This window comes from Pseudomonas sp. 3B-A001-10F (assembly GCF_056313565.1).
Genome location: NZ_JBQYFW010000021.1, coordinates 55,367 through 80,563 on the forward strand (window position 1 = coordinate 55,367; position 25,197 = coordinate 80,563).

Sequence of the window (25,197 nt, forward strand, 5' to 3'; positions counted from 1 at the left end):
TCAGGAAACCACTTGGCCGGCCGGCACTTTCAGGCCGTCATGCCACCACGCCGCGAGACTGAAAACATTGGGCGCCTTGAGAATCGTGAAGTGGTTGCCCGGCCCGTACCACACCGCCAGATCCGTCACCTGGCGTTGCCAGCCTTCGACCATCGCCGCTTGCTCGCGCTGATTGCCCCACGCATCCAGCGTCGGGTCATCGACCAGCGCCAGCCGCACCGGCCCGGTGTAGGCCAACTGCGGTTGATAGGCCGTGCGCAAGGCTGTGGCGAAGGTGCGGACCGGGCCGTGCATGGCCTGCGCTGACGAACGCGCAGACAACACACCGGCGCGCACCATGCCCTCGTGCAACAGGCGCATTTGCGTGGTGTCGTCAGCCTCGGCGAACGCCAGCGGGTCGATGCCCAACGACTTGCCGCTGGACAGTTGCAGCGTCTCGATCAAGCGTTCCAGCGCGGCAGTCGTGGTGTACGGTTTGCCCGCCGTACCGTTGCCGCCGGGAGACTCGCTGTCGATCAGGGTCAATGACGCCACCTCACGCCCCGCCGCCTGCAACTGCGCGGCCATGGCATGCGCGACCCAGCCGCCGAAGGAATGGCCGATCAGGTGCACCGCACCTTGCGGATACAACTGCTCGACCGCTTGCAGATAGCACTTCGCTGCCGCTTCAACCTGGCTGTGCGGCACGCCGTTGCCATCGAGCCCGCGCGGTTGCAGGCCGATGATCGGCCACTCCGGGCCCAAGGCCTCGGTCAGGTGAATGAACCCGGTGACACTGTCGCCCGCCCCCGGCACGCAGAAGATCGGCGCATGCCCGGCGTGCCCGCTCTGAATGGTCAACAGCGGCTGATAGGTCTCTGGCTCCGGAACCAGCGCAGCGGCCATAGCCTGACTCAAGGCCTGACCGAGCGCCTGAATATCCGGAGCTTTCATCATGCTGCGGTGATCACCCGGGACATCGATGCAGCGCAGCAAACCTGTACTGATCTTGTTTTCCCAACCGCGGGTCGGACTCGGCTTCGCCTGCCCCGGCATCAGTGCCTGAGCGCGGAACAAGTGCACCGGCTGACTGGCCGGGCTGACCCGGTAATGCGCCAGCGCCAGGCCATGAGCGGCCTCACGATCAAAGTAACTCCAGGCATCCGCTGCACTCAGTGCGGCCAGTTCCGGGTCAGGCAATTGCTGTTCGCAGCAGCGCTGGAACAGCTCATCGAACGCAATGCGTTCGACTTCAGCCTCCAGCCGCTCGACCTCAGCCGACGCCGGCAGCCCTTCTGCACCGCGCATCTGCGAACGCGCGCGGCAGTGCTCCAGCAACTGATGCTTGTCGCGATGCGCGCCGCTCCAGCGGGTTTTATCCTGACTGGCCGGATGCGGCGCGTAGGTATCGAGCAGGCCGACAAACGCCACCGCCTCATCGAGACCCAGCAACTGCTGAGCGATTTCATACGCCAGCAAGCCACCAAACGACCACCCGGCCAGACGATACGGCCCATGCGGTTGTACCGCCCGGATAATCCCGACCATCCGCGTGGCCATGCACTCAAGCGTGCGCAGCTGCGGCTGCCCCAACGGCACACCGGGCAAACCGTAAATCGCAAACTGCCCCTCGATGTGCATCGCCAATGCCGGGAAATACACCTCCCTGCCACTGAACTCATGGATCAGGAACAGCGCATCGCCGCCCGCGCCCGGCCGCACCACAACCAGTCCTTCCGGCTGTTCGGGCGCGGCATGGCGTTGACCGAGCAATGCGGCCAGCGACTCGACACTCGGACGCTGGAACAGCTCCGCCAGTGTCACCTGTTGCCCCGCACGTTGCAGCAGGTTGACCAGACGAATCGCCAGCAGCGAATGCCCGCCCAATTCGAAGAAGTTGTCGTGGCGTCCGACCTGTTCGACATTCAGCACCTCAGCCCAGACCCGCGCCAACACGGTTTCGACCTCGCCTTCAGGTGCTTCGTAATGTCGGCTGAGTACCGCGTCGAGGCCCGGCGCCGGCAACGCCTGACGGTCGATCTTGCCGTTGGGACTCAAGGGCAGGACGTCGAGCGCAACAAACGCACCCGGCACCATGTACTCGGGTAACTGTTCAAGAATGAACGCGCGCAGCATGTCGATAGCCGGAGCAGCGCTGCCCTCGCGCACTGTGAAATACGCGACCAGACGCTCGTCGCGCATCAGCACGACCACCTCGCGCACACCCGGGTGCTGGATCAACCGCGCTTCGATTTCACCGAGTTCCAGGCGCAAGCCGTGCAGCTTGACCTGGAAGTCATTGCGCCCGAGGAATTCGAGGTTACCGTCCGCGCGGTAACGCACCAGATCGCCGGTGCGGTACAAGCGGTCCCCGGGCACAAACGGACTGTCGATAAAGCGCTCGGCCTGCATCTGTGGCAGTCCCATATACCCTCGCGCCACGCCGATGCCGCCGATGTGCAACTGGCCAATAACACCGAGCGGTACCGCTTGGTCATGCGCATCGAGCACGTACAAACGGGTGTTACAGATCGCCTTGCCAATCGGCAATTCGGTGGATGGCACGGGCATGTGCGGTTCCAGTGTCCACGCGGTGCTGTCGACCGTGGCTTCGGTCGGGCCATACACGTTATGCAGGCGCACCCACGGCAGTTGCTGGCGCACTTCGCGGGCCAGGGCCGCCGTGAGTTCGCCGCCACCGCAGAACACATCGGTGAGGCTGGTGCATTCACTGACGTCTTGCAGCTCGAGAAATTGCTGCAACAGCGCCGGCACGAACTTGACCACCGTAACCCGCTGTTGACGAATCACTTGCGCCAGGTACGCCGGTTCCCGATGGCCGCCCGGCCGTGCCAGCACCAGACGCACACCGGCCGTCAGTGGCCAGAAGAATTCCCACACCGAACCATCGAAACTGAATGGGGCTTTCTGCAACAACGCGCCCTCTGGAGCTGGCGGGCAAATCTGCGAGCCCCAATGCACCAGATTGCACAAGCCACGATGTTCGAGCATCACGCCTTTGGGTGTGCCAGTCGAACCTGAGGTGTAGATCATGTACGCCAGATTCGAAGGACTCAGGCCTGGCACTTGCGGATCGTATTCTGACTGGTCGTGCCAGGTGCATTGGTCAAAGTCGATCAGCACTGCCCCGGCTTCGGCAAACAGCGATCGCGTGGCCGTCTGCACCAGCACCGCCACCGGCGCGCAATCCCTGAGCATAAAGTCCAGGCGCTCCGCCGGATAAGCCGGATCCAGCGGCACGTACGCGCCACCGGCCTTGAGAATGCCGAGCAGCCCCACCACCAGATCAAGCCCACGCTCGACGCACAGCGCCACCCGCGCATCCGGCCCGACGCCTTGCTCACGCAGGTGATGCGCGAGGCGGTTGGCACGGGCATTCAGCTCGCGATAGGTCAGGCTGTGTTCGCCCGACTGCACGGCGATGGCGTCCGGCTGACGCCGCACCTGTGCTTCAAACAGGCTCTGCACCGGTTGCTCGACCGGGCAATCAAGCGCCGTCGCGTTGAAGTCGCCGAGCAGGCGTTGCTGCTCATCCGCCGCAAGCAACTCGACTTGCGCCAACACCGCCTGATCATCACTGACCAGCGCCGCCAGCAAGCGCTGGAAGTAACCGACAAAACGCTGCACGGTCGACTCATCGAACAGCGCGGTGGCGTAGCGCAGCGAGCCACGCACCCCGTGCTGGCTTTCGCCCAGACTCAGCGACAGGTCGAACTTCACAAAGTGATTTTCCCCGGCCAGGCCTTCCAGCGTCAGCTCGTCGAGTGCCAGGGCTGGCGCCACGCTGCTGTCCCAGCTCAGCAAAGTCTGGAACAACGGTGTGTGGGAAAGGCTGCGCAGCGGTCGGGTGACTTCCACCACGTGTTCGAACGGCAGATCCTGATGCGCCTGCGCGGCCAGCGTCTGCGCTTTGACCCGCGCCAGCAGCGCTGCCCCCGTCAGATCACCCGAGGTATCGATGCGCAGCGCCAGGGTGTTGACGAACATGCCGATCAACCCTTCGATTTCGGCGCGGGTACGGTTGGCGACGGGCGAGCCGATGACCACATCGGACTGCCCGGACAGACGCGTAAGCAGCATCGCCCAGGCGCTCATGATTACCATGTACGGCGTCACGCTGTGGCGCTGACACAACGCCTTGAGACCGGCGCTGGCCTGCGCGTCCAGTACGATCTCGACACTGCCGCCGCGGTGATCCTGTTGCGCCGGCCGTGGTCGGTCAGTCGGCAGGCTCAACAATGCCGGGGCGCCGGCCAGGGTCTGCTGCCAGTAATCACTCTGGCGCTGCAACACCTCACCGCTCAACCAGCGCCGTTGCCATACCGCGTAGTCGGTGTATTGCAAGGCCAGCGGTGGCAGCGGATCGTCCTCGCCACGGCTGAACGCCTGATACAGCGCCATCAATTCATGGGTCAGCACGCCCATCGACCAACCGTCGGAGATGATGTGGTGCATCGTCAGCAACAGCACATGGTGCTCATCAGCCAGACGCACCAGCCGACCGCGAATCAACGGATCGTCCTGCAAGTTGAACGGCCCGCGCGCTTCCGTATCGAGCAATGTGCGCAAGGCCTCCTCGGTCTGCGGCTGTTGTCGCCAGTCTTCCACAATCAGCGGCAGACCACTGTCGACCGGGGCAATCAGCACCTGTGCTTCGTCGTTCAGTTGGGTGAACCGACTACGCAGGGTTTCGTGACGAGCGACGATTCGCGCCAATGCCCGTTGCAGTGCCACGGCGTCGAGTCGGCCACGCAGGTGCAAGCCCAGAGGAATGTTGTAGGCGGTGTTGCCGCCATCCATTTTCGCGAGGAACCACAAGCGTTGCTGGGCGAACGACAACGGCAGTGCCTGATCGCGCGGCGCCGGCAGAATCGGCGGCAAGCTGCTGCGTTCGGCCTGACTCAACACTTCGGCGACCGCCGCCAGTTCCGGGTTGGCAAACAGATCGGCCAGCGCCAGCTCCACGCCCAATTGCTGGCGCACCTGAGAGAGCATGCGCATGGCCAGCAATGAATGGCCGCCGAGCTCGAAGAAGTTGTCATAGCGACCGACCTGCCCGACCTGCAACACCTCGGCCCAGACCTGCGCCAGGCTTGCTTCCAGAGGATTGGCCGGTGCCTCGTAGGCCCGACTGAGCAGTGCCTCCTGCGTCGGTGCCGGCAGCGCCTTGCGATCAACCTTGCCGTTGTTGTTCAACGGCAATACATCGAGTTGCACCCACGCGGTGGGCACCATGTATTCCGGCAGTCGCGCGTGCATTTGCGCGTGCAGCTCAGCGCTATCCAAGTGTTCATCGTGCGCCGTGTAGTACGCCACCAGACGCGGGGAATCCTGTCCGTCGCGGCGCGCCAGCACCACCGCTTCCTTGATCCCCAGGCAATTCAGCAGGCGGTTTTCGATTTCTCCCAGTTCGATGCGGAAACCGCGAATCTTCACCTGATCGTCGTTACGCCCGATGCAATCGAGTTGCCCCGGTGCCAGCCAGCGCGCGAGGTCGCCGGTGCGATAGAGCAACGCGCCCGGCATCTCGCTGAACGGATCGCAGAGGAATTTCTCGGCAGTCAGATCCGCCCGGTTCAGATACCCCAGCGCCACGCCCTGCCCACCGATATACAGCTCGCCGGTGACGCCCATCGGCACAGGCTGCTGATACGCATCAAGCACGTAAACCTGCGTGTTAGCGATCGGCCCGCCAATCGGCACGCTCTCGGCGTTTTCTGCCACTTCGCGCACTTCAAAGGTTGTGGCGTAGGTGGTGGTTTCAGTCGGGCCGTAGCAATGCACGATGCGCAGTGTTGGCGCCTCGGCCAACATTCGACGAAACGCCGCCGGATCGCCACGCTCACCGCCGCACAGCAGAATCCGCAGGCCCTTGAGCGCCTGCGGAATCAGTTGCACGTATTGATTGAACAGCGCGGTGGTGACGAACAGGATCGTTGCGCCACTGCTGCTCAGTTCACGGCCGAAAGCATGCGGATCGAGCAAGGTTTGATGGTCGATGATCACCACGCGACCGCCATTGAGCAGTGGCCCCCAGATGTCCATGGTGCTCGCATCGAACGCCGGGTTCGAGGCGAAGACCACACGATCCTGCGCATTGAAATCGGCGTAACCGTTGTTGAGCACCAAGCGGCCGATGCCCCGGTGCGGCACCATCACCCCTTTCGGCGTGCCGGTGGAACCTGAGGTGTACATGATGTACGCCAGCGACTCGGACGACTGCAGCAGGTTCGGGTTGTGCGTCGGCTGGCCGTTGAGGGTCAGCCTGTCGAGGTCGATACGCGGCGCGGCGTAGTCGATGACTTCGCCGCTCAAGGTCAACAACGCCACCGCGCGGCAATCCTCGACCATGAACGCCTGGCGCTCGCTCGGTGCATTGATGTCCAGCGGCACATAAGCGGCCGCGCATTTGGCAATGGCCAGTTGCGCGACCAGCAGCTCCAGCGAGCGTGGCAGCAGGATCGCCACGTGATCGCCCGGCTGCACGCCGTGCGCGATCAGGTGATGGGCCAGGCGGTTGGCTTGGGCGTTCAGTTCAAAGTAGCTCAGCGATTGCGCGCCATGCACGGCCGCCACAGCTTTGGGATGCGCGGCTGCCTGCTGTTGGAAAACCCCGTGTACGGTCAGTGTTTGCGGGTAGCCACGCGCCGTGGCGTTGAAGTCGTACAGCAAGCGCTGGCGCTCATCGTTTGCCAGCAATGGTACACGTTCCAGCACCGTTTGATCATCGGCAACCATCGCCTCGAGCAGACGTTCGAAGTAGCCGATGTACCGCTTGATCGTCAGCGCATCGAACAGCGCCGTGGCGTAGTTCAGCGTGCCGCGCAGCACTCCGTTGACCTCGCCCAGTGTCAGCGTCAGGTCAAACTTGGCGACATCGCCGGTCCCGGCAACACCCTCCAGCGTCAGCTCGGCCAAGGCCAGTTGCGGGCCAACGCTGCCGTCCCAGCTTAACGTGGTCTGGAACAACGGGCTGTGCGCCAGGCTGCGCACCGGGCGGACGATTTCCACCACTTGCTCGAACGGCAGATCCTGATGCGCCTGCGCTTCCAGTGTCCGCGCCTTGACCTGTGCCAGCAGCGCTTCGACGCTCGGCGCGCCTGAGGTGTCGATGCGCACGGCGAGCGTATTGACGAACATGCCGATCAGGCCTTCGATTTCGGCGCGGCTGCGGTTGGCCACCGGCGCGCCGATCACCACATCGGATTGCCCGGACAGCCGACTCATCAGCAACGCCCAGGCACTCATCAGGGTCATGAACAGGGTCGCGCCATGACGCTGGCTCAACGCTTTGAGGCCAGTACTCAGGCGCTCGTCCAGCAACACTTCGACGTTGCCGCCGGTGTAATCCTGCTGCGCCGGTCGCGGGCGATCGGTGGGCAGCGTCAACAAGGCCGGCGCACCGTCGAGGGTCTGCTGCCAATATTGGCTTTGCTGCTGCAGCACTTCACCGCTGAGCCAACGCCGTTGCCACACGGCATAGTCGCCGTATTGCAACGTCAGGACTGGCAACGGGTCAGGCTGTCCCTGGCTGAACGCCTGATACAACGCCATCAACTCGCCGGTCAGCACACCCATCGACCAGCCGTCGGCAACGATGTGATGCACGGTCAACAGCAGCACATGATGATCGTCAGCCAGACGCACCAACCGTCCACGAATCAACGAATCGTTCTGCAAATCAAACGTTGTCGAGGCTTCCTGCGCCAGCAATATTTGCAAGGTGTGCTCGGCCTGCGGCTGTTGGCGCAGATCTTCTACACGCAGCAGCCAACCGTTATCGACCGGGGCAATCGACACCTGCGCGCTGTCGTCGAGGCGGATGAAACGGCTGCGCAGGGTTTCGTGGCGGGCGACGATCCGCGCCAGCGCCGATTGCAGGGCATCGACGTCGAGGTGACCGCGCAGGCGCAAGCCGAGAGGAATGTTGTACGCCGAGTTGCCACCCGCCATTTGCGCGAGAAACCACAGGCGCTGTTGGGCGAAGGACATCGGCAGCGCCTGATCACGCGGTGCCGGCAAGATCTCCGGTAACGCGCTGCGCCCGGCGCGGTTCAATACTGCAGCGATTGCGCTCAATTGCGCATCGGCAAACAGATCACTCAGCGCCAGTTCGATGCCGAGGCGCTGACGGATCAGCGAGACCATGCGCATCGCCAACAGCGAATGACCGCCCAGTTCGAAGAAGTGGTCGTGACGGCCGACCTGCCCGACTTGCAGCACTTCGGTCCAGATCTGCGCCAGCGCGGTTTCCAGCTCGCCTTGCGGAGCCTCGTATTCGCGGGTCGGCAGCGCGGCCAGGTCCGGTTTCGGCAATGCCTTGCGGTCGACCTTGCCATTGGCGGTCAGCGGCAAAGCCTCGAGCCGGACAAACGCTGCCGGCACCATGTAGTCCGGCAACTGCGTCAGCAGATGCTCGCGCAACTCGCCCACTGCCAGTGGCTCGGCCCCCGCCTGTTCGGTGAAATAGGCCACCAGTCGCGGCTGGCCGGGTTGGTCCTCGCGGGCCAGCAACACCGCTTCGTTGATACCAGGGAGCTGATTGAGGCGAGTCTCGATTTCGCCCAATTCAATGCGCATGCCACGGATTTTCACCTGGTCGTCGTTACGCCCCAGGTAGTCGAGCGAGCCGTCTTCGCGCCAACGGGCAAGGTCACCGGTGCGGTACATGCGCGCATTCGGCAAGGGGCTGAACGGGTCGTGCAGAAAGCGCTCAGCGGTCAGATCGGCGCGGTTCAGATAACCCCGGGCCACGCCCGCGCCACCGACGTACAACTCGCCCATGACGCCCATAGGCACTGGCCGTTGCTGCTCGTCGAGCAAATAAACCGCCGCATTCGCCACCGGTTTGCCGATGTGCAACGCCGCGCCAACGTCGATACGCCCGGAAGTCGCGACCACGGTGGCCTCGGTCGGGCCGTAGTTGTTGATCACGGCGAAGCGCTGCTGACGGCTGAACTGGCGCAAGCGATCGCCACCGATCAGCAAGATGCGCAAGGTCGGATGATCGAGGTTCTGGCTGAACGCATATTCGGCGACCGGTGTTGGCAAAAAGCTCACGTCCAGCGGCTGCACACGCCACCAGTCGAGCAACCCATCGATGTCTTCAGCGCCGTCATGGGTTGGGGCCAGGTGCAGGGTCGCGCCCGCGCACAGGGCCGGCCAGACTTCCCACGCCATCGCATCGAAACCGAATCCGGCAAGGCTTGAGGTGTGGCTGCCGGCGCGTAAATCGAACGCTTCACAGTGCCAGTCGACCAGATTGGACAACGTCTGATGTTCGACCATGACGCCTTTGGGCAGACCGGTCGAACCCGAGGTGTAGATCACGTACGCCAGATGCGCAGCGCTCAGGCCCGGCACCGCAGGGTTGTGCTGCGCCTGCGCCGGCCATGCGCACAGATCGACATCAATCACTGGCACGTCCGGTTGTGGCAGTCTCTCGTGCAGATCGCTTTGAGTGAGCACCGCGACCGGTGCGCTGTCGCTCAGCAAATAACTGATCCGCTCGACGGGATGCGCCGGATCGATCGGCACATAGCCGGCGCCGGCCTTGAGGATGGCGACCAGCCCGACCAATGTATCCAGACCCCGGCGGGCGACGATGGCCACGCGGTCATCGGCTTTCACCCCGATGGCGATCAAGTGATGCGCCAAGGCATTGGCCTGGCGATTGAGCTGCAAGTAAGTCAGTGGCTGTCCGGCAAACACCGCTGCAATAGCCTGCGGACGCTCGGTGACCTGCGACTCGAAGCGCCGGGCAATCGTCAGCCCACGCGGGTAGTCAGCCTCGGTCGCATTGAAATCCACCAGCAACTGTTCGCGCTCAGCTGCCGGCAGGATCGACAACCGGTCAAAGCCCACGTGCGGCGTGTGCTCCAGTGCCTCCAGCAACGTCATCAACGCTCCCTGCATGTACCCGCAGATACGCTGCGCATCAATGCCGGCCCCGGCCAATACCTTCAGGCGGAAGTCTTCACCGAGATCATCAACGCTGAGAGTCAGGCGATAGTTGGTGTGTTCCTCGGCAGCGAGCAATTGCATGCCGTGCCACGCCGCTTGCACCTCAGCGGATATCGGCCCGACCGGCACGCTGTGACGATAGTTGAGCAGCGTGCTGAACAACGGTGTGCCCGCCGGCATCGCGCTGTACTGTTGCACCTGCGCCAGTTGCGCGTGCTCATGAGCGAGCAACTGACTCAGGCGTTCGTGGGTCGCCAGTGCCGCACCTTTAACGCTGTGCGCATTCAGTTCGATGCACAGCGGTAAGGTATTGATGAACACACCGAGTGCGCGCTCCGATCCTTCACCGCCCTGCAATCGCCCGAGCAACACCGTGCCAAACACCACAGCGTCGCGTCCGGACAATTGCCCCAGCACCTGCGCCCAGGCGAGGTGCATCAGGCTGGCGGCGCTGACCCCCAAACGCCTGGCCTGCTGACGGATGCTGTGGCTCAGCGCGTTTTCCAGGTCCAGTTGCGTCTCTTGTGCAGGGCCGTCACTGGCCAGATTCTGTCCGTAAGGCAAGGTCGGCTCATCAACAGCGCCGAGCATCTCGCCGAAGAAACTGGCGTGCGCTTGCGCGGTCAGGCCGGAACGGGTGTGCGCCACGTAATTGCGGTACGGCACCGGTTCGCTCAGCGGCCCGTCGTTGCCCAGCAGAAACGCCTGCATCTCGTGCTGCAACACCTCCAGCGCCACGTGATCCATCACCAGGTGATGGAACAGCAGCAACGCCACCACGCGTTGATTGGCCTCATCGCGGCCGTGCACCACGCGCATCAGCGGCGCCTCGGTGACGGGCATGCGGTAGTTATCGATGGTGAAGCGTCTGCGCAACTGGCTCAGCGCATCGCCCGCTTCGGCGTCTAGCGACAAGGCCTCGCAGCCCAGCGAAGCCTCACGCCAGACCACTTGCACCGGCTCTTCCAGCCCCTCCCAGAACAGCGACGTGCGCAGAATGTCATGGCGTTCGATTACCCGTTGCAGGGCATCAGTGAACACTTGCAAACGCTGTTCATCGGCGAAGGCAAACTGCGCCTGCAGCACATATGGATCGCCCTGCGCGGCCGACAGATGATGGAACAGGATGCCGGTTTGCAAAGGTGCCAGCGGGTAGATGTCCTGAACATTGCGTACACCGCCGGGGACGCTCGCAACAATACGGTCGATCGTCGCTTGGTCCAGCGCTACCAGCGGCAACAATTCGGGGGTGATGCGCGGGCAATCGGCCGCAATGAGGTTTACCGGCACCGCCGCATCAGGTTCGCCGCCCACAGCCGCAGCGAGCGCGGCCAATGTCGGCTGGCCAAAGAGCACACGAATATCCGCCGACAGGCCGGCCCGACGCATGCGCGCAACCAGATTGACTGCCAGCAACGAGTGGCCGCCCAGTTCGAAGAAATGATCGAAGCGCCCTACCCGCTCGACCTTCAGCAACTCGGCCCAAATCCCGGCAATCACGGTTTCGACTTCACCGATCGGAGCTTCGTATTCCCGGCTCAGCAGCGCAGTCTGGTCGGGAGCCGGCAAGGCCTGGCGATCCAGTTTGCCGTTGGGGCTCAGTGGCAACGCCGGCAGATTCACAAACACGGCAGGCACCATGTAGGCCGGCAGATGCTTGAGCAATTGGCTGCGTAGCTGATCTGTTTCGACGAGTTCGCCGCTGTAGTACGCGACCAGACGCTGATCGCCCGGCACGTCTTCACGGGCCAGCACGGCCGCTTCGCGGACACCGTCGACTTGCGCCAGATGCGCCTGAATCTCGCCCAGTTCGATGCGTAAACCACGGATTTTGACCTGATCGTCATTACGCCCCAGGTACTCGATATTGCCATCGGCCAGATACCGTGCGACGTCACCCGTGCGGTACAAACGTGCGCCGGGCTGATCACTGAACGGATCGTCGAGGAAACGTTCGGCGGTCAGCTCAGGCCGATTCAGATAACCCCGCGCCACCTGCACGCCGCCCAGATACATCTCGCCGACCACACCCAATGGCGTCGGTTGTTGGTGAGCATCAAGGATGTACACGCGGGTGTTGCACAGCGGTTTGCCAATCGGTGGCGCGCCTTGCGGTACCGGCGAATTCGCCTCCAACGTCCATACGGTGCTGTCGACGGTGGCTTCGGTCGGGCCATAAACGTTGTGCAGGCGTACCTGCGGCAGATGTTCGCGCACGCTGCACACCAACGCGGCCGTCAGCGCACCGCCACCACAGAACACATCAGTAAGGCTGCTACACTCGCCCACCTCTGCCACTTCAAGGAATTGCTGCAACAGCGCCGGTACAAACTGAACGACGTTGACCTGTTGCTCACGAATCAGTTGCACCAGCGCGGCTGGATCGCGGTGGTCGTCCGGGCCCGCGAGGATCAGACGCATGCCGCAGCTCAACGGCCAGAACAGCTCCCATACCGAGGCGTCGAAACTCAGCGGGGTTTTCTGCAACAGCGCGGCACCGGTAGAAAGCGGACACAGGCTGGCGCTCCAGTGCAGCAGATTGCCCAGGTTGCGGTGCTCGACCATCACGCCCTTCGGCGTGCCGGTGGAGCCGGAGGTGTAAATCACGTAGGCCAGGTTCGCGGCGCTCAGGCCTGGCACCTGCGGATTACTTTGCGCAAGGTCTTGCCAGGTGCAATGGTCGAAATCGACCAACACACCGGCCCACTCGCCGATCAGCGCACGCGTCGGCGCATGCACCAGCACCGCCACTGGTGCGCTGTCCTCAAGCATGTAGGCCAGACGCTCAGCAGGATACCCCGGGTCCAGCGGCACATAAGCGCCGCCGGCCTTGAGAATCGCCAACAGACCAACCAGCAATTGCGGCCCGCGCTCGACGCAGATCGCCACCCGCGAATCGCGGCCCACGCCGCACTGGCGCAGGTGATGGGCGAGCTGGTTGGCGCGATGGTTCAACTCGGCGTAACTCAAACGCAATTCACCGGCCACCACGGCATCCGCGTCTGGCGTGCGCAACACCTGCGTCTCGAAGCGAGCATGAACAGTCTGCTCAAGATCGTGGGTGACAGCGGTGGCGTTCAGATCAACCAGCAAATGCTGACGCTCATCGTCCGCCAACAACGTCACCTGCTCCAACACCGCTTGATCGTTGCTGACCATGGCCTGCAACAGGCGCTGGAAGTAGCCGACGTAACGTTGAATAGTCGACTCATCGAACAAGGCAACGGCGTACTCCAGCACACCGCGAATGCCGTCCGGCGCGTCTGCCAGCGTCAGTGACAGATCGAATTTGGCAAAGTGGCTCGGTTCGGCAACGCTTTCCAGCGTCAGCTCGCCGAGACTCAGGCTGGCACCGTGGCCACTGTCCCAACTGAACATCGCTTGAAACAACGGGCTGTGCGCCATGCTGCGCGCAGGCTTGGTGATTTCCACCACTTGTTCGAACGGCAGGTCCTGATGCGCCTGCGCCTCCAGCGTCCGCGCCTTGACCCGCGCCAACAGCGCCTCGGTGCTCAACTCGCCCGAAGTATCGATACGCAGCGCCAGGGTGTTGACGAACATGCCGATCAGGCCTTCGATCTCGGCCCGACTGCGGTTGGCCACGGGCGAACCGACGACCACTTCCGATTGCCCGGACAACCGACTCAACAGGCTCGCCCATGCGCCGAGCATGAGCATGTACATCGTCACGCCGTGACGCTGGGCCAAAGCCTTGAGTCCGGCACTCAGGCGTTCGTCGAGCACCACCTCGACGGTGTTGCCGGCGTAATCCTGCTGCGCCGGGCGCACGCGATCAGTCGGCAGCGTCAACAGTGCCGGAGCGCCCGCCAGGGTCTGTTGCCAGTACTCACTCTGGCGCTGCAACACCTCACCACTGAGCCAGCGCCGCTGCCACACTGCGTAGTCGGTGTATTGCAGCGCCAGCGGCGGCAGTGGATCTGGTTGACCGTGGCTGAACGCCTGATAAAGCGCCATCAGTTCACGGGTCAGAACCCCCATCGACCAGCCATCGGAGATGATGTGGTGCAGGGTCAGCAGCAGCACATGATGATCGTCGGCCAGCCGCACCAGGCGTCCGCGAATCAGCGCATCGTCTTGTAAGTCAAACGGCCCCGAGGCCTCGCCCTGAATCAGCGCCGCCAAGGTCTGGTCGGCTTGCGGGTGCTGGCGCAGGTCTTCAACGCGCAGCAGCAGACCGCTGTCGACCGGCGCGATCAGCACTTGCGCCTGGTCGTTGAACTGGGCGAAACGGCTGCGCAGGGTTTCGTGACGCGCAACGATACGCGCCAAGGCTTGTTGCAGCGCATGCTCATTCAGTTGCCCACGCAGGCGCAGGCCGATGGGAATGTTGTACGCGGTGTTGGCGCCTTCCATTTGTGCGAGAAACCACAAGCGTTGCTGGGCGAACGACAGCGGCAAAGCGCCGTCACGAGCCACCGCGACAATCTCCGGTTGCGTGCTGCGCCCGGCTTGCGCCACCGCCTCGGCAACCGCTGCCAGTTCGGCGTTGGCGAACAGATCGCCCAGCGCCAGCTCGACACCAAGACGCTGGCGAACCTGGGACACCATGCGCATGGCCAACAGCGAATGACCACCGAGTTCGAAAAAATGATCCTGACGCCCGACTCGCTCGACTTGCAGCACCTGCGCCCAGATCTGCGCCAAGGCGCTTTCCAGTTCGTTGTGCGGCGCCTCGTATTCGCGGGTGAACAGCGCCGCTCGCTCGGGTTTCGGCAGGGCCTTGCGGTCGACCTTGCCATTGGCGGTCAACGGCAGCGCGTCGAGTCTGACGAAGGCCACCGGCACCATGTACTCCGGTAACTGGGTCAGCAGGTGCGCGCGCAACTCGGCCACGGCCAACGGTTCGACCTGGCTCTGCTCGGTGAAATACGCCACCAGTCGCGGCTGGCCGGGCTCATCTTCACGCGCCAGCAGTACGGCTTCCTGAATGCCGGGCAACTGATTGAGGCGGGTTTCGATCTCCCCGAGTTCGATACGCACGCCACGGATTTTCACCTGATCGTCGTTACGCCCCAGGTACTCGATCGTGCCGTCCGCGCGCCAGCGTGCGAGATCGCCGGTGCGATACATGCGCGCATTCGACAAGGGGTGGAACGGGTCGTGGAGGAAGCGCTCGGCGCTCAGGTCGGCACGGTTCAAATAGCCGCGAGCGACCCCGGCACCGCCAACATACAACTCGCCCATGACGCCAATCGGCACCGGACGCTGCTGTTCATCGAGCAGATACACCGTGGCATTAGTCACCTGTTTGCCGATGTGCAAGGCATCGCCTGCCTCGATGCGTCCAGAGGTCGCAACCACGGTGGCTTCGGTCGGGCCGTAGTTGTTGATCACGTCAAATTGCTGGTTGCGGCTGAACTGGCGCAAGCGGTCGCCACCGATCAGCAGTGTGCGCAGCGTCGGGTGTTCAAGGTTCTGGCTGAAGGCGTATTCGGCGACGGGCGTCGGCAGGAAACTCACGTCCAGTGGCTGCGCGCGCCACCACTCGAGCAACGCATCGATGTCCTCGGTGCCCTCGTGAGTCGGTGCCAGATGCAGGGTCGCGCCGGCACACAGCGCCGGCCAGACTTCCCAGGCCATGGCGTCGAAACCGAACCCGGCAAGGCTTGAAGTGTGGCGACCGGCGCACAGATCAAACGCGGTGCAATGCCAGTCGACCAGATTCGACAAGGTGCGGTGTTCGACCATCACGCCTTTGGGCAGGCCGGTGGAGCCGGAGGTGTAGATCACGTAGGCCAGATGCGCGGCGGTCAGGCCCGGCACCTGCGGATCAAGGGTCTCGCTCAGCGGCCAGGTGCGCGGGTCAAGATCGATCACCGGCACCGCCAGCGTCGGCAAGCGCTCCCGCAGATTATTTTGGGTCAGCACAGCAACGGGGGCGCTGTCGCTGAGCAAGTAGTGCAGACGCTCGGCCGGGTGCGCCGGGTCGACCGGTACATAACCGGCACCGGCCTTGAGAATGGCGACCAGCCCGACCAGCGTATCGAGGCCACGGCGGGCGACGATGGCGACGCGATCATCGGGTTTCACACCCAGTGCGATCAGATGATGAGCCAAGGCGTTAGCATGCCGGTTGAGTTCGGCATAGCTCAGTTGCTCACCCAAGAACTGTGCTGCCACAGCTTCTGGCCGCTGCGCCACTTGGGCCTCGAAACGCTGGGCAATGGTCAACGTCGCGGGGAAATCGGCGTGACTGGCATTGAACGCCAGCAAAACCTGTTCGCGCTCGGCCGCCGGCAGAATCGGCAACTGGTTGAGCGCGGTGTCCGGCGCCTGCTCCAGCGCCAGCACCAGACTTTCCAGGGCGCAGTGCAAGTAATCGCAGATGCGCTGTGGATCGACCTCGGTGGTGGCCAGCAAGGTCAGGCTGAAGGTATCGCCGAAATCGTCGACGCTCAGGGTCAGCGGATAGTTGGTGCGTTCTTCGGAGCTGATCGTGCTGATGCCTTCCCAGGCCGCCAGGGTCTCGGCACTCGCCGTCGCCGCGTTGTGGCTGTGGCGGTAATTGAGCAAGGCACTGAACAACGGCGTGGGTGCGACCACGCCACTGCAACGCTGGGCGAGTGCCAGTGGCGCGTGCTCGTGGCGCATCAATGTGGTCAAGCGTTTGTGGGTCGCCTCCACCGCCGCACGCACGCCTTGTGCATCGACATCGACCCGCAACGGCAAGGTGTTGATGAAAATCCCCAGCGCCCGCTCGGTGGCTTCGGCGCCTTGCATACGGCCCATCAGCACTGTACCGAACACTACGTTTTGTTTGCCGGTGAGCACCGCCAGTACCTGCGCCCAGCCCAGATGAAACAGGCTCGCGACACTCACGCCGAGCTGCCGCGCCTGTGCGCGCAGACGCTGGCCGAGCAACGGGTTGACCGGCAGGCTCAGCTCAGCGATACCGAGGCCGTCGCCCTGCACATCCTGCAAACCGCAGGGCAGCGTCGGCTCGGCTATGTCAGCGAGCATGTCGCGGAAAAAAACCTCGTGCTCAGCTTCGCTGATGCCCAGCCGCGCCTGCGCCACGTAATTGCGAAACGGCACCGGCCGGCCGAGCGATTGAGCCTGGCCAGTGAGGCAGGCGAGCAGTTCGTGACGCACCACGTCGAGCGCCGAGTGGTCCAGCGCCATGTGATGGAACAACAACGTCGCGACCACGCGCTGACCGCCCTCATCCCACGCGTAGGCCAGACGCATCATCGGCGCGCACCGGACGTCCAGACGGAAATGCCGCGCATCGAAACGCTCGTGCAGTTGCTGCAGCGCATCACTTGCGCCGTCTGCCAGCACGATCTCTTCCATCGGCAACGGTGCCTGACGCCAGACCACTTGCAGCGGCACGTCCAGCCCTTCCCAATGCACCGCCGTGCGCAAGATGTCGTGGCGATCGATGACCTTTTGCAAGGCTTGAGCGAAGTCCTGCAGACGCTCGCGGCTGCTGAACGCAAAGTACGATTGCATGACGTAGGGATCGCCCTGCTCGTTGCTCGCGTGGTGATAGAGAATGCCTTCCTGCAACGGTGCCAGTGGGTAGATGTCCTGCACATTGGCGGCGCCGCCTGGTACCTCGGCGAGCAAGCGGTCGAGGGTCGCCTGATCCACGTCAGCCAGGGTCACCATCGCTGGCGTGATGCGCGTGGTGCCGGGAAGAATGCCGTTGGCCGGAACGTCAATCTGGCCGACGCGGGTGGCCGAGTATTGGCCGGCCTTGATCAGTTCGATCAGCGCCGGTTTGTGCTCGCGCAGCGCGGCCAGCAGCGCCGGATCGCTCAACGCCTGTTTGTTGCCGTTGACGCGCAATTGCTCATCGGTCACCGCCAACTGAATGTCTTTTGTCTTCAGGGTTGCCAACAGTTCGAGCACATTCACAGGACGATCTCCATTCTTTCCGTAATTGCGGCGTAGCCGGCCAGGGTCGGTTGTTCGAACAACCCCCTGACATCGGCTTCCATGCCTTCCTGACGTAACCGGCCGATCAGACTGACCGCCAGTAATGAGTGACCACCCAGTTCAAAGAAATGGTCGTGACGCCCTACCCGTTCGACGTTAAGCAGCTCGGCCCAGAGCCGTGCCAGGGTGATTTCGACGTCGCCGACCGGGGCTTCGTATTCGCGGGTTTTCAGCGATTGCTGATCCGGCGCCGGCAAGGCCTTGCGGTCGAGTTTGCCGTTGGGGCTCAGCGGCAAACTATCGAGATGCACAAACACCGTAGGCACCATGTAATCCGGCAAATGCTCGAGCAGTTGACTGCGCAGCAGGTCGATTTCCAGCCGTTCGCCGGTGTAATACGCGACCAGACGTTTGTCGCCGGGCACGTCTTCGCGAGCCACCACCACGGCTTCCTGCACACCTTTGATCTGGGCCAGGCGCGCCTGGATTTCGCCCAGTTCAATACGCAGACCGCGGATCTTCACCTGATCATCGTTACGCCCCAGGTACTCGATATTGCCGTCCGGCCGATACCGTGCAACGTCGCCGGTGCGGTACATGCGCCCATGCGGATGAAACGGATCTTCGAGGAAGCGTTCGGCCGTCAGTTGCGGCCGATTGAGATAACCGCGCGCCACCTGCACGCCAGCGATGTACAGCTCGCCGATCACGCCTTGCGGCACGGGCTGCTGTTGCGCATCGAGGATGTACATACGGGTATTGGCGATCGGTTTGCCAATTGGCGTGTTGTCCGGGGTCTGCTCGATCGATCCGGCGCAATCCCAAGCGGTGACGTCGACGGCCGCTTCGGTCGGCCCGTAGAGGTTATGCAACTGGCTGCCCGTTAACTGAAGTTTGAAACGCCGCACCAGACTGCCCGGCAACGCCTCACCGCTGCACATCACCTGCCGCAAGCTGTCGCAGCGTGTGGTGTCGCTGTTGGCGAGGAACACATCGAGCATCGACGGCACAAAGTGCAGCGTGGTGATGTGTTCGCGCTCGATCACTTCGCTCAGGTACTGCGGATCCTTGTGCCCGCCGGGCTGCGCCATGACCAGGCGCGCGCCGGTCATCAGCGGCCAGAAGAACTCCCACACCGATACGTCGAAACTGAACGGGGTTTTCTGCAGCACCGAATCGGCAGCGGTCAGGCGATAGGCGTCCTGCATCCACAGCAAGCGGTTGACCACACCGGCATGTTCGTTGACCACGCCTTTCGGTTGGCCGGTGGAGCCGGAGGTGTAGATCACGTAGGCGCTGTGCTGTGGTGTCAACGTCGGGATTTGCGGATTTTCAGCGGACAAGGATTGCCAGCTGTTCTGGTCAAGATCGACCATTGCCGCCGTGATATCTCCCGGCAACTCGCTGGTAGCCCCGTGCACCAGCACCACGGCCGGCGCGCTGTCCTTGAGCATGTAGGCCAGGCGCTCCGGCGGATAGGCCGGATCGAGCGGCACATAACCAGCGCCGGCCTTGTTGATGGCGAGCAGACCGATGACCATTTCCAGGCTGCGCTCGACGCAGATCGCCACCCGCGAATCCACTTGCACGCCAAGGCTGATCAAGTGCCCGGCCAAGCGATTGGCGCGTTCGTTCAGCTGCGTGTAGCTCAATGCCTGTTCGCCGGCAACGACGGCCACAGCCTGCGGCGTACGCTGCACCTGCGCTTCGAACAAGCCGTGCAGCGTCTGCTGCAAATCGTAATCGACGTCCGTGGCATTGAGGCCGAACAGCAACGCCTGCCGCTCCTCGTCCGGCAACACCGTCAGGCGATTCAACGCTTGCTGCGGTGTGTGCTCCAAGGCTTCAATCAGCGCAGTCAGCGCGTTCTCCATGTACTGGCCGAGGCGTGCCGCACCGATGCGCGAAGGGGTCATCACCGTCAGTTCAAAACCGCTGCCCAGATCGTCGACGTTGAGGGTCAACGGGTAGTTGGTGCGTTCCTCGCCGGCCAGGGATTCGATGCCCTGCCAGGCCTCACGCTTGGTAGTTTGCTGAGCTTCGCTGTCGCTATGGCGGTAATTGAGCATCGCGCTAAACAGTGGTGACGGCGCCGCGACACCGCTGCAACGCTGGGCCAATGCCAGCGAAGCATGTTCGTGTGCCAACAGCGCACTGAGCCGCGCATGCGTGGCCTTGACCCCGGCGCGCACGGCGGTTTCGTCGACATCCACGCGCAATGGCAAAGTGTTGATGAACATGCCCAGCCCGCGATCTGCGCCCGCGCCGCCCTGCATGCGACCCAGCAGCACCGTGCCGAAGACAACGCGCTCCTGAGCCGACGTTGCCGCCAGCACCTGCGCCCAGGCGAGATGAAACAGACTGGCGACGCTGACGCCGAGCAAGCGCGCCTGACTGCGCAAACGCTGCGCCACCGCGGCAGGCAGTGGCTGGCAGACTTCCTCGATGTCATTCCCGTCGCCATGCACATCCTGCAAACCGAACGGCAGTGTCGGCTCGTCGATGTCGCCGAGCATCTCGCGGAAGAACGCTTCGTGCTCTTGTTCGCTGACGCCGAGGCGGGTTTGCGCGACATAATTGCGGTATGGCACGGCGGATACAGGCAGTCGCTCATCGCCCTGCAAAATCGCCTGCATTTCTGCGCTGACCACCGCCAGCGCGGTGTGGTCCATGGCAATGTGATGGAACAACAGCATGGCGACGACACGCTGATTGTCCGGATCGAGGGCATACACCAAACGCAGCAACGGTGCCTGATCAAGTTCCAGACGCCAGTGCCGCGCATCGAAGCGTGCACGTAGTTGATCGATGGCTTCGCCCTGCGCGGGTTCCAGCGCCACCGCTTGGACCGGCAACTCCGCACGGCGCCAGACCACTTGCACCGGCGCCGCCAAGCCTTGCCAGACAATCGATGTGCGCAGGATGTCGTGGCGCGTCATGACCTGACGCAACGCCGCCGCGAACCCTTGAAACCGTTCAATACTGTCGAACGCCAGACACGATTGCAGCAGGTACGGATCGCCCTGAGCCGCACTGAGGTGGTGATACAGAATCCCTTCCTGCAACGGTGCCAGCGGATAAATATCCTGCACATTGGCCGCGCCGCCCGGCACCGTGGCGACGATGCGCTCGATACTGGCCTGATCCAGTTGCACCAGCGTCAGCATGTCCGCAGTGATGTGCGTGCAATCGGCAGGAATCAGATTGTCCGGCACGGCGACCTCGCGGCCACTGCCCACCGCCGCCGCCAGCGCGGCCAGGGTCGGTTGGCTGAACAGCACACGCACGTCGGTGCTCAGATCGACCTGACGCATGCGCTCGATCAGCGTCACCGCCAGTAATGAATGCCCGCCCAGTTCGAAGAAGTTGTCGTGACGGCCGATCTGTTCGACCTTGAGGACGTCCGACCAGATCTGCGCCAAGGCGATTTCCACCGAACCTTGTGGCGCGGCATATTCGCGGCTCAGCCACGCCATTTGATCCGGTTCTGGCAACGCCTTGCGGTCGAGTTTGCCGTTGGCGGTCAGCGGCAGTGCTGGCAGGCGCACGTAAGCGGCAGGCACCAGGGCTTGCGGCAACTGCGCTTGCAAATGACTGCGCAAATCTTCGATCTCGACGTTCAGGCGCTCGGTAAACCACGCCAGCAACTGGCCGTCGCGCACCAACACCACGCAATCCTGCACAGCCTCGTGAGCGCTCAACGCCGCTTCGATTTCGCCCAATTCGATGCGCACGCCGCGCAGTTTGACCTGATCATCGTTGCGCCCCAGGTATTCGACGTTGCCGTCAGCCAGCCAGCGTGCGAGGTCGCCGGTGCGGTACATGCGCGCCTGCGGTTCATCGCTGAACGGATCGTCGAGGAAGCGTTCGGCAGTCAGCTCGGGGCGATGCAGATAACCGCGCGCCACGCCGGCACCGCCGACATACAACTCTCCCGCAACGCCGACCGGGACTGGACGCTGCTGGTCGTCGAGCAAGTAAATCTTCGCGTTGGCCATCGGCCGACCGATATGCAGCACTTGCCTGGCCTCGACCGCGCCGCAGGTGGCAACCACCGTAGCTTCGGTCGGGCCGTAGTTATTGATCACCGCGAACGTCTGCTGACGCGGGAACTGGCGCAATTTGTCGCCACCGATCAGCAGCTTGCGCAAGGTCGGGTGGCCGAGGTCACGACTGAAGGCGTATTCGGCGACAGGCGTGGGCAGGAAACTCACCTGCAACGGCTGCGCGCGCCACCACGCCAGCAACTCGTCGAGGTGCTCATTGCTCACCGATTGCGGTGGCAGATGCACGGTCGCGCCGATGCACAGCGCTGGCCAGACCTCCCACGCCATGGCATCGAAACCAAACCCGGCGACACTCGATGTGTGGCTGCCCGCGTGCAGGTCAAAGGCGCCGTTGTGCCAGTGCACGAGGTTTTCCAGCGTCGCGTGTTCGACCATCACACCTTTCGGCTGGCCGGTGGAGCCCGAGGTGTAGATCACGTAGGCCAGATGCGCCGGGGTCAGCGTCGGCACCTGCGGATTGCGGTCCGGCAGATGCGCCCAGTCACTGCCATCGAAATCGATCACAGACGCAGCACCGAGCAAATCACGCGTCGAAGCCTCGGCCAGAACCGCCAACGGCGCGCTGTCCTCAAGCAAGTAGGCAATGCGTTCCGCCGGGTAGGCCGGGTCGACCGGCACATAACCGGCGCCCGACTTGAGGATCGCCAGCAGCGCCACCAGCATCTGCGGGCTGCGCCGCACGCACACGGCGATGCGGTCGTCAGGCTGCACGCCAAGGCTGAGCAGATGGTGAGCCAGGCGGTTGGCGCGTTGATTGAGCTGGCCATAGGTCAACGCTTGCCCGCCCTGCACCACCGCCAGCGCCTCCGCCCGTTGTGCCGCCTGAGTCTCGACCAGCGCATGAAGGGTTGCGCCACGGCGAAACGCGACGGCACTCCGATTGAAATCGACCAGCAGTCGCGCCTGCTCCGGCAGCGACAGAATCGGCAACTGATTGAGTGGCGTCTGGGGCTGCTGCTCCAGCGCTTGCACCAGTTGCTCCAGTGCGGTGTGCATGTAACTGCAGATCCGCTGCGCACCGATCTCGGCGAGCGCCAGCACGTCCAAGGCAAAACCGTCGCCCAGATCATCCACCGACAGGGTCAGCGGATAGTTGCTGCGCTCCTCGCCACCGAGCATGCGCACGCCTTGCCAGATCCCCTGGCCGTCGCGCGGCTGTTGTGCGGCGGCGCTGTGCCGGTAATTGAGCAAGGCGCTGAACAGCGGCGCAGAACCCGGCATGCCGCTGCAGCGTTGAGCCAGCGCCAGTGACGCGTGTTCATGAGCGAGCAGCGCCGTCAGCCGCGCGTGGGTGGTTTTCACCCCGGCGCGCACGCTTTCAGCGAGACCCACCCGCAGCGGCAGGGTGTTGATAAACACCCCCAACGTGCGGTCGGCGCCCTCACCGCCCTGCATACGCCCCATCAACACGGTGCCGAAGACCACGTCGCGACGGCCGGAAACGACGCCCAACACTTGCGCCCAGGCCATGTGCATCAGGCTCGCCGGGCTGACGCCCAACTGCCGGGCCTGTTCACGCAGGCGCAGATTGAGCGTGGCATCGACCGCTTGCAGCGCTTCTTCGATGCCACGCCCGTCGCCCTGAACATCCTGCAGACCGAAGGGCAAAGTCGGCTCGTCGATGTCGCCGAGCATCTCGCGGAAGAACGCTTCATGTTCCTGCGCATCGGCGCCCAAGCGTGCCTGCGCCACGTAATTGCGGTAAGGCATCGGCGGCGTCAGCGTGTCGAGCTGATCGAACATCAACGCGTGCATTTCCCGGCCGATCACGTCCATGGCGGTGTGGTCGAGAATCGAGTGATGGAACAGCACGATGGCGACGACTTGCTGGTTCAACGGATCCTCGGCGTAGACCATGCGGATCAACGGAGCTTGATTGAGGTCGAGGCGGAAATGCCGGGCATCGAAACGCGCGTGCAGCTGTTCGAGAATGTCGCCGTCCTGCGCATCCAGCAGCACCTGCTGGACGACCATCTGCGCCTGCCGCCAGACTACTTGCTGCGGGCTCGGCAAGCCTTGCCAGACCACGCTGGTGCGCAGAATGTCGTGACGGGCGATGACCTGCTGCAAGTGTTCAGCGAAGCTGTGCAAACGTTCAAGGCTGTCGAAGGCCAGACGCGATTGCAGCAGGTACGGATCGCCCTGTTCGGCACTGAGGTGGTGATAAAGAATGCCTTCCTGCAACGGTGCCAGCGGATAGATATCCTGCACATTCGCAGCACCGCCCGGCACCGTCGCGACGATACGATCAATGCTGGCCTGATCCAGCGTGGTCAGGGTCAGCATGTCCGGGGTGATGTGCGTGCAATCGGCCGCAATCAGATTGGCCGGCACTGCGATTTCCCGGCCACTGCCCAAGGCTCGCGCCAGTGCGGCCAGACTCGGCTGGTTGAACAGCACGCGCACATCGGCGCTCAGACCGGCCTGACGCATGCGTTCGGTCAGGCTCACCGCCAACAGCGAATGGCCGCCGAGTTCGAAGAAATTGTCGTGACGGCCGATCTGTTCGATGTTGAGTACGTCGGCCCAGATCTGCGCCAGCGCCATTTCGACCGGGCCTTGTGGCGCTTCATATTCACGGCTGAGCCACGCGTCCTGATCCGGTTCGGGCAAGGCCTTGCGGTCGAGTTTGCCGTGAGCCGTGAGCGGCAGACTGTCCAAGCGCACGTAAGCCGCCGGCACCAACGTGTCCGGCAAGAGTGCTTGCAGATGCTGGTGCAAATCGCCGATCTCGACAGACTCGATGGCGGTAAACCAGGCGACCAGACGGCCGTCGCGCACCAGCACCACGCATTCGCGCACCGCGGCGTGAGCGCTCAGCGCCGCTTCGATTTCGCCGGGTTCAATGCGCACGCCGCGCAGTTTGACTTGATCATCGTTACGCCCCAGGTATTCGATATTGCCGTCCGCCAGCCAGCGCGCGAGGTCGCCGGTGCGGTACATCCGCGCATGCGGTTCATCGCTGAACGGGTCGTCAAGGAATTGTGCTGAGGTCAGTTCCGGACGATTCAGATAGCCGCGCGCAACCCCGGCGCCGCCGACATACAACTCGCCTTGCACACCGGTCGGCACTGGTTGTTGCTGACGGTCCAGCAAATAGACTTTGGCATTGGCAATCGGCCGGCCTATGTGCAAAACCCGCCCGGGTTCGACGCGCCCGGACGTCGCCACCACCGTGGCTTCGGTCGGGCCATAGTTATTGATCACGGCAAATGTCTGATCACGCGGGAACTGGCGCAACTTGTCGCCACCGATCAGCAGCGTG

At 63.4% G+C, this 25,197-nt stretch carries 2 protein-coding genes (1 of these 2 running past the window's edge); both read right to left on the reverse strand.

Annotated features, from left to right (window positions below; all coding sequences use genetic code 11):
• Positions 1 to 17,844, reverse strand: a complete 17,844-nt coding sequence (locus tag AC0ZWN_RS19160) for a non-ribosomal peptide synthase/polyketide synthase (protein WP_476336126.1) — start codon at positions 17,842 to 17,844, stop codon at positions 1 to 3.
• Positions 17,841 to 25,197: the 3' portion of an amino acid adenylation domain-containing protein gene (locus tag AC0ZWN_RS19165; protein WP_476336127.1), read on the reverse strand. The gene runs 5,660 nt beyond the window's last position; 7,357 of the gene's 13,017 nt are visible here — the last part of the coding sequence; its start codon lies off the right edge, out of view; it ends in the stop codon at positions 17,841 to 17,843. The genes AC0ZWN_RS19160 and AC0ZWN_RS19165 overlap by 4 nt, the downstream gene beginning before the upstream one ends.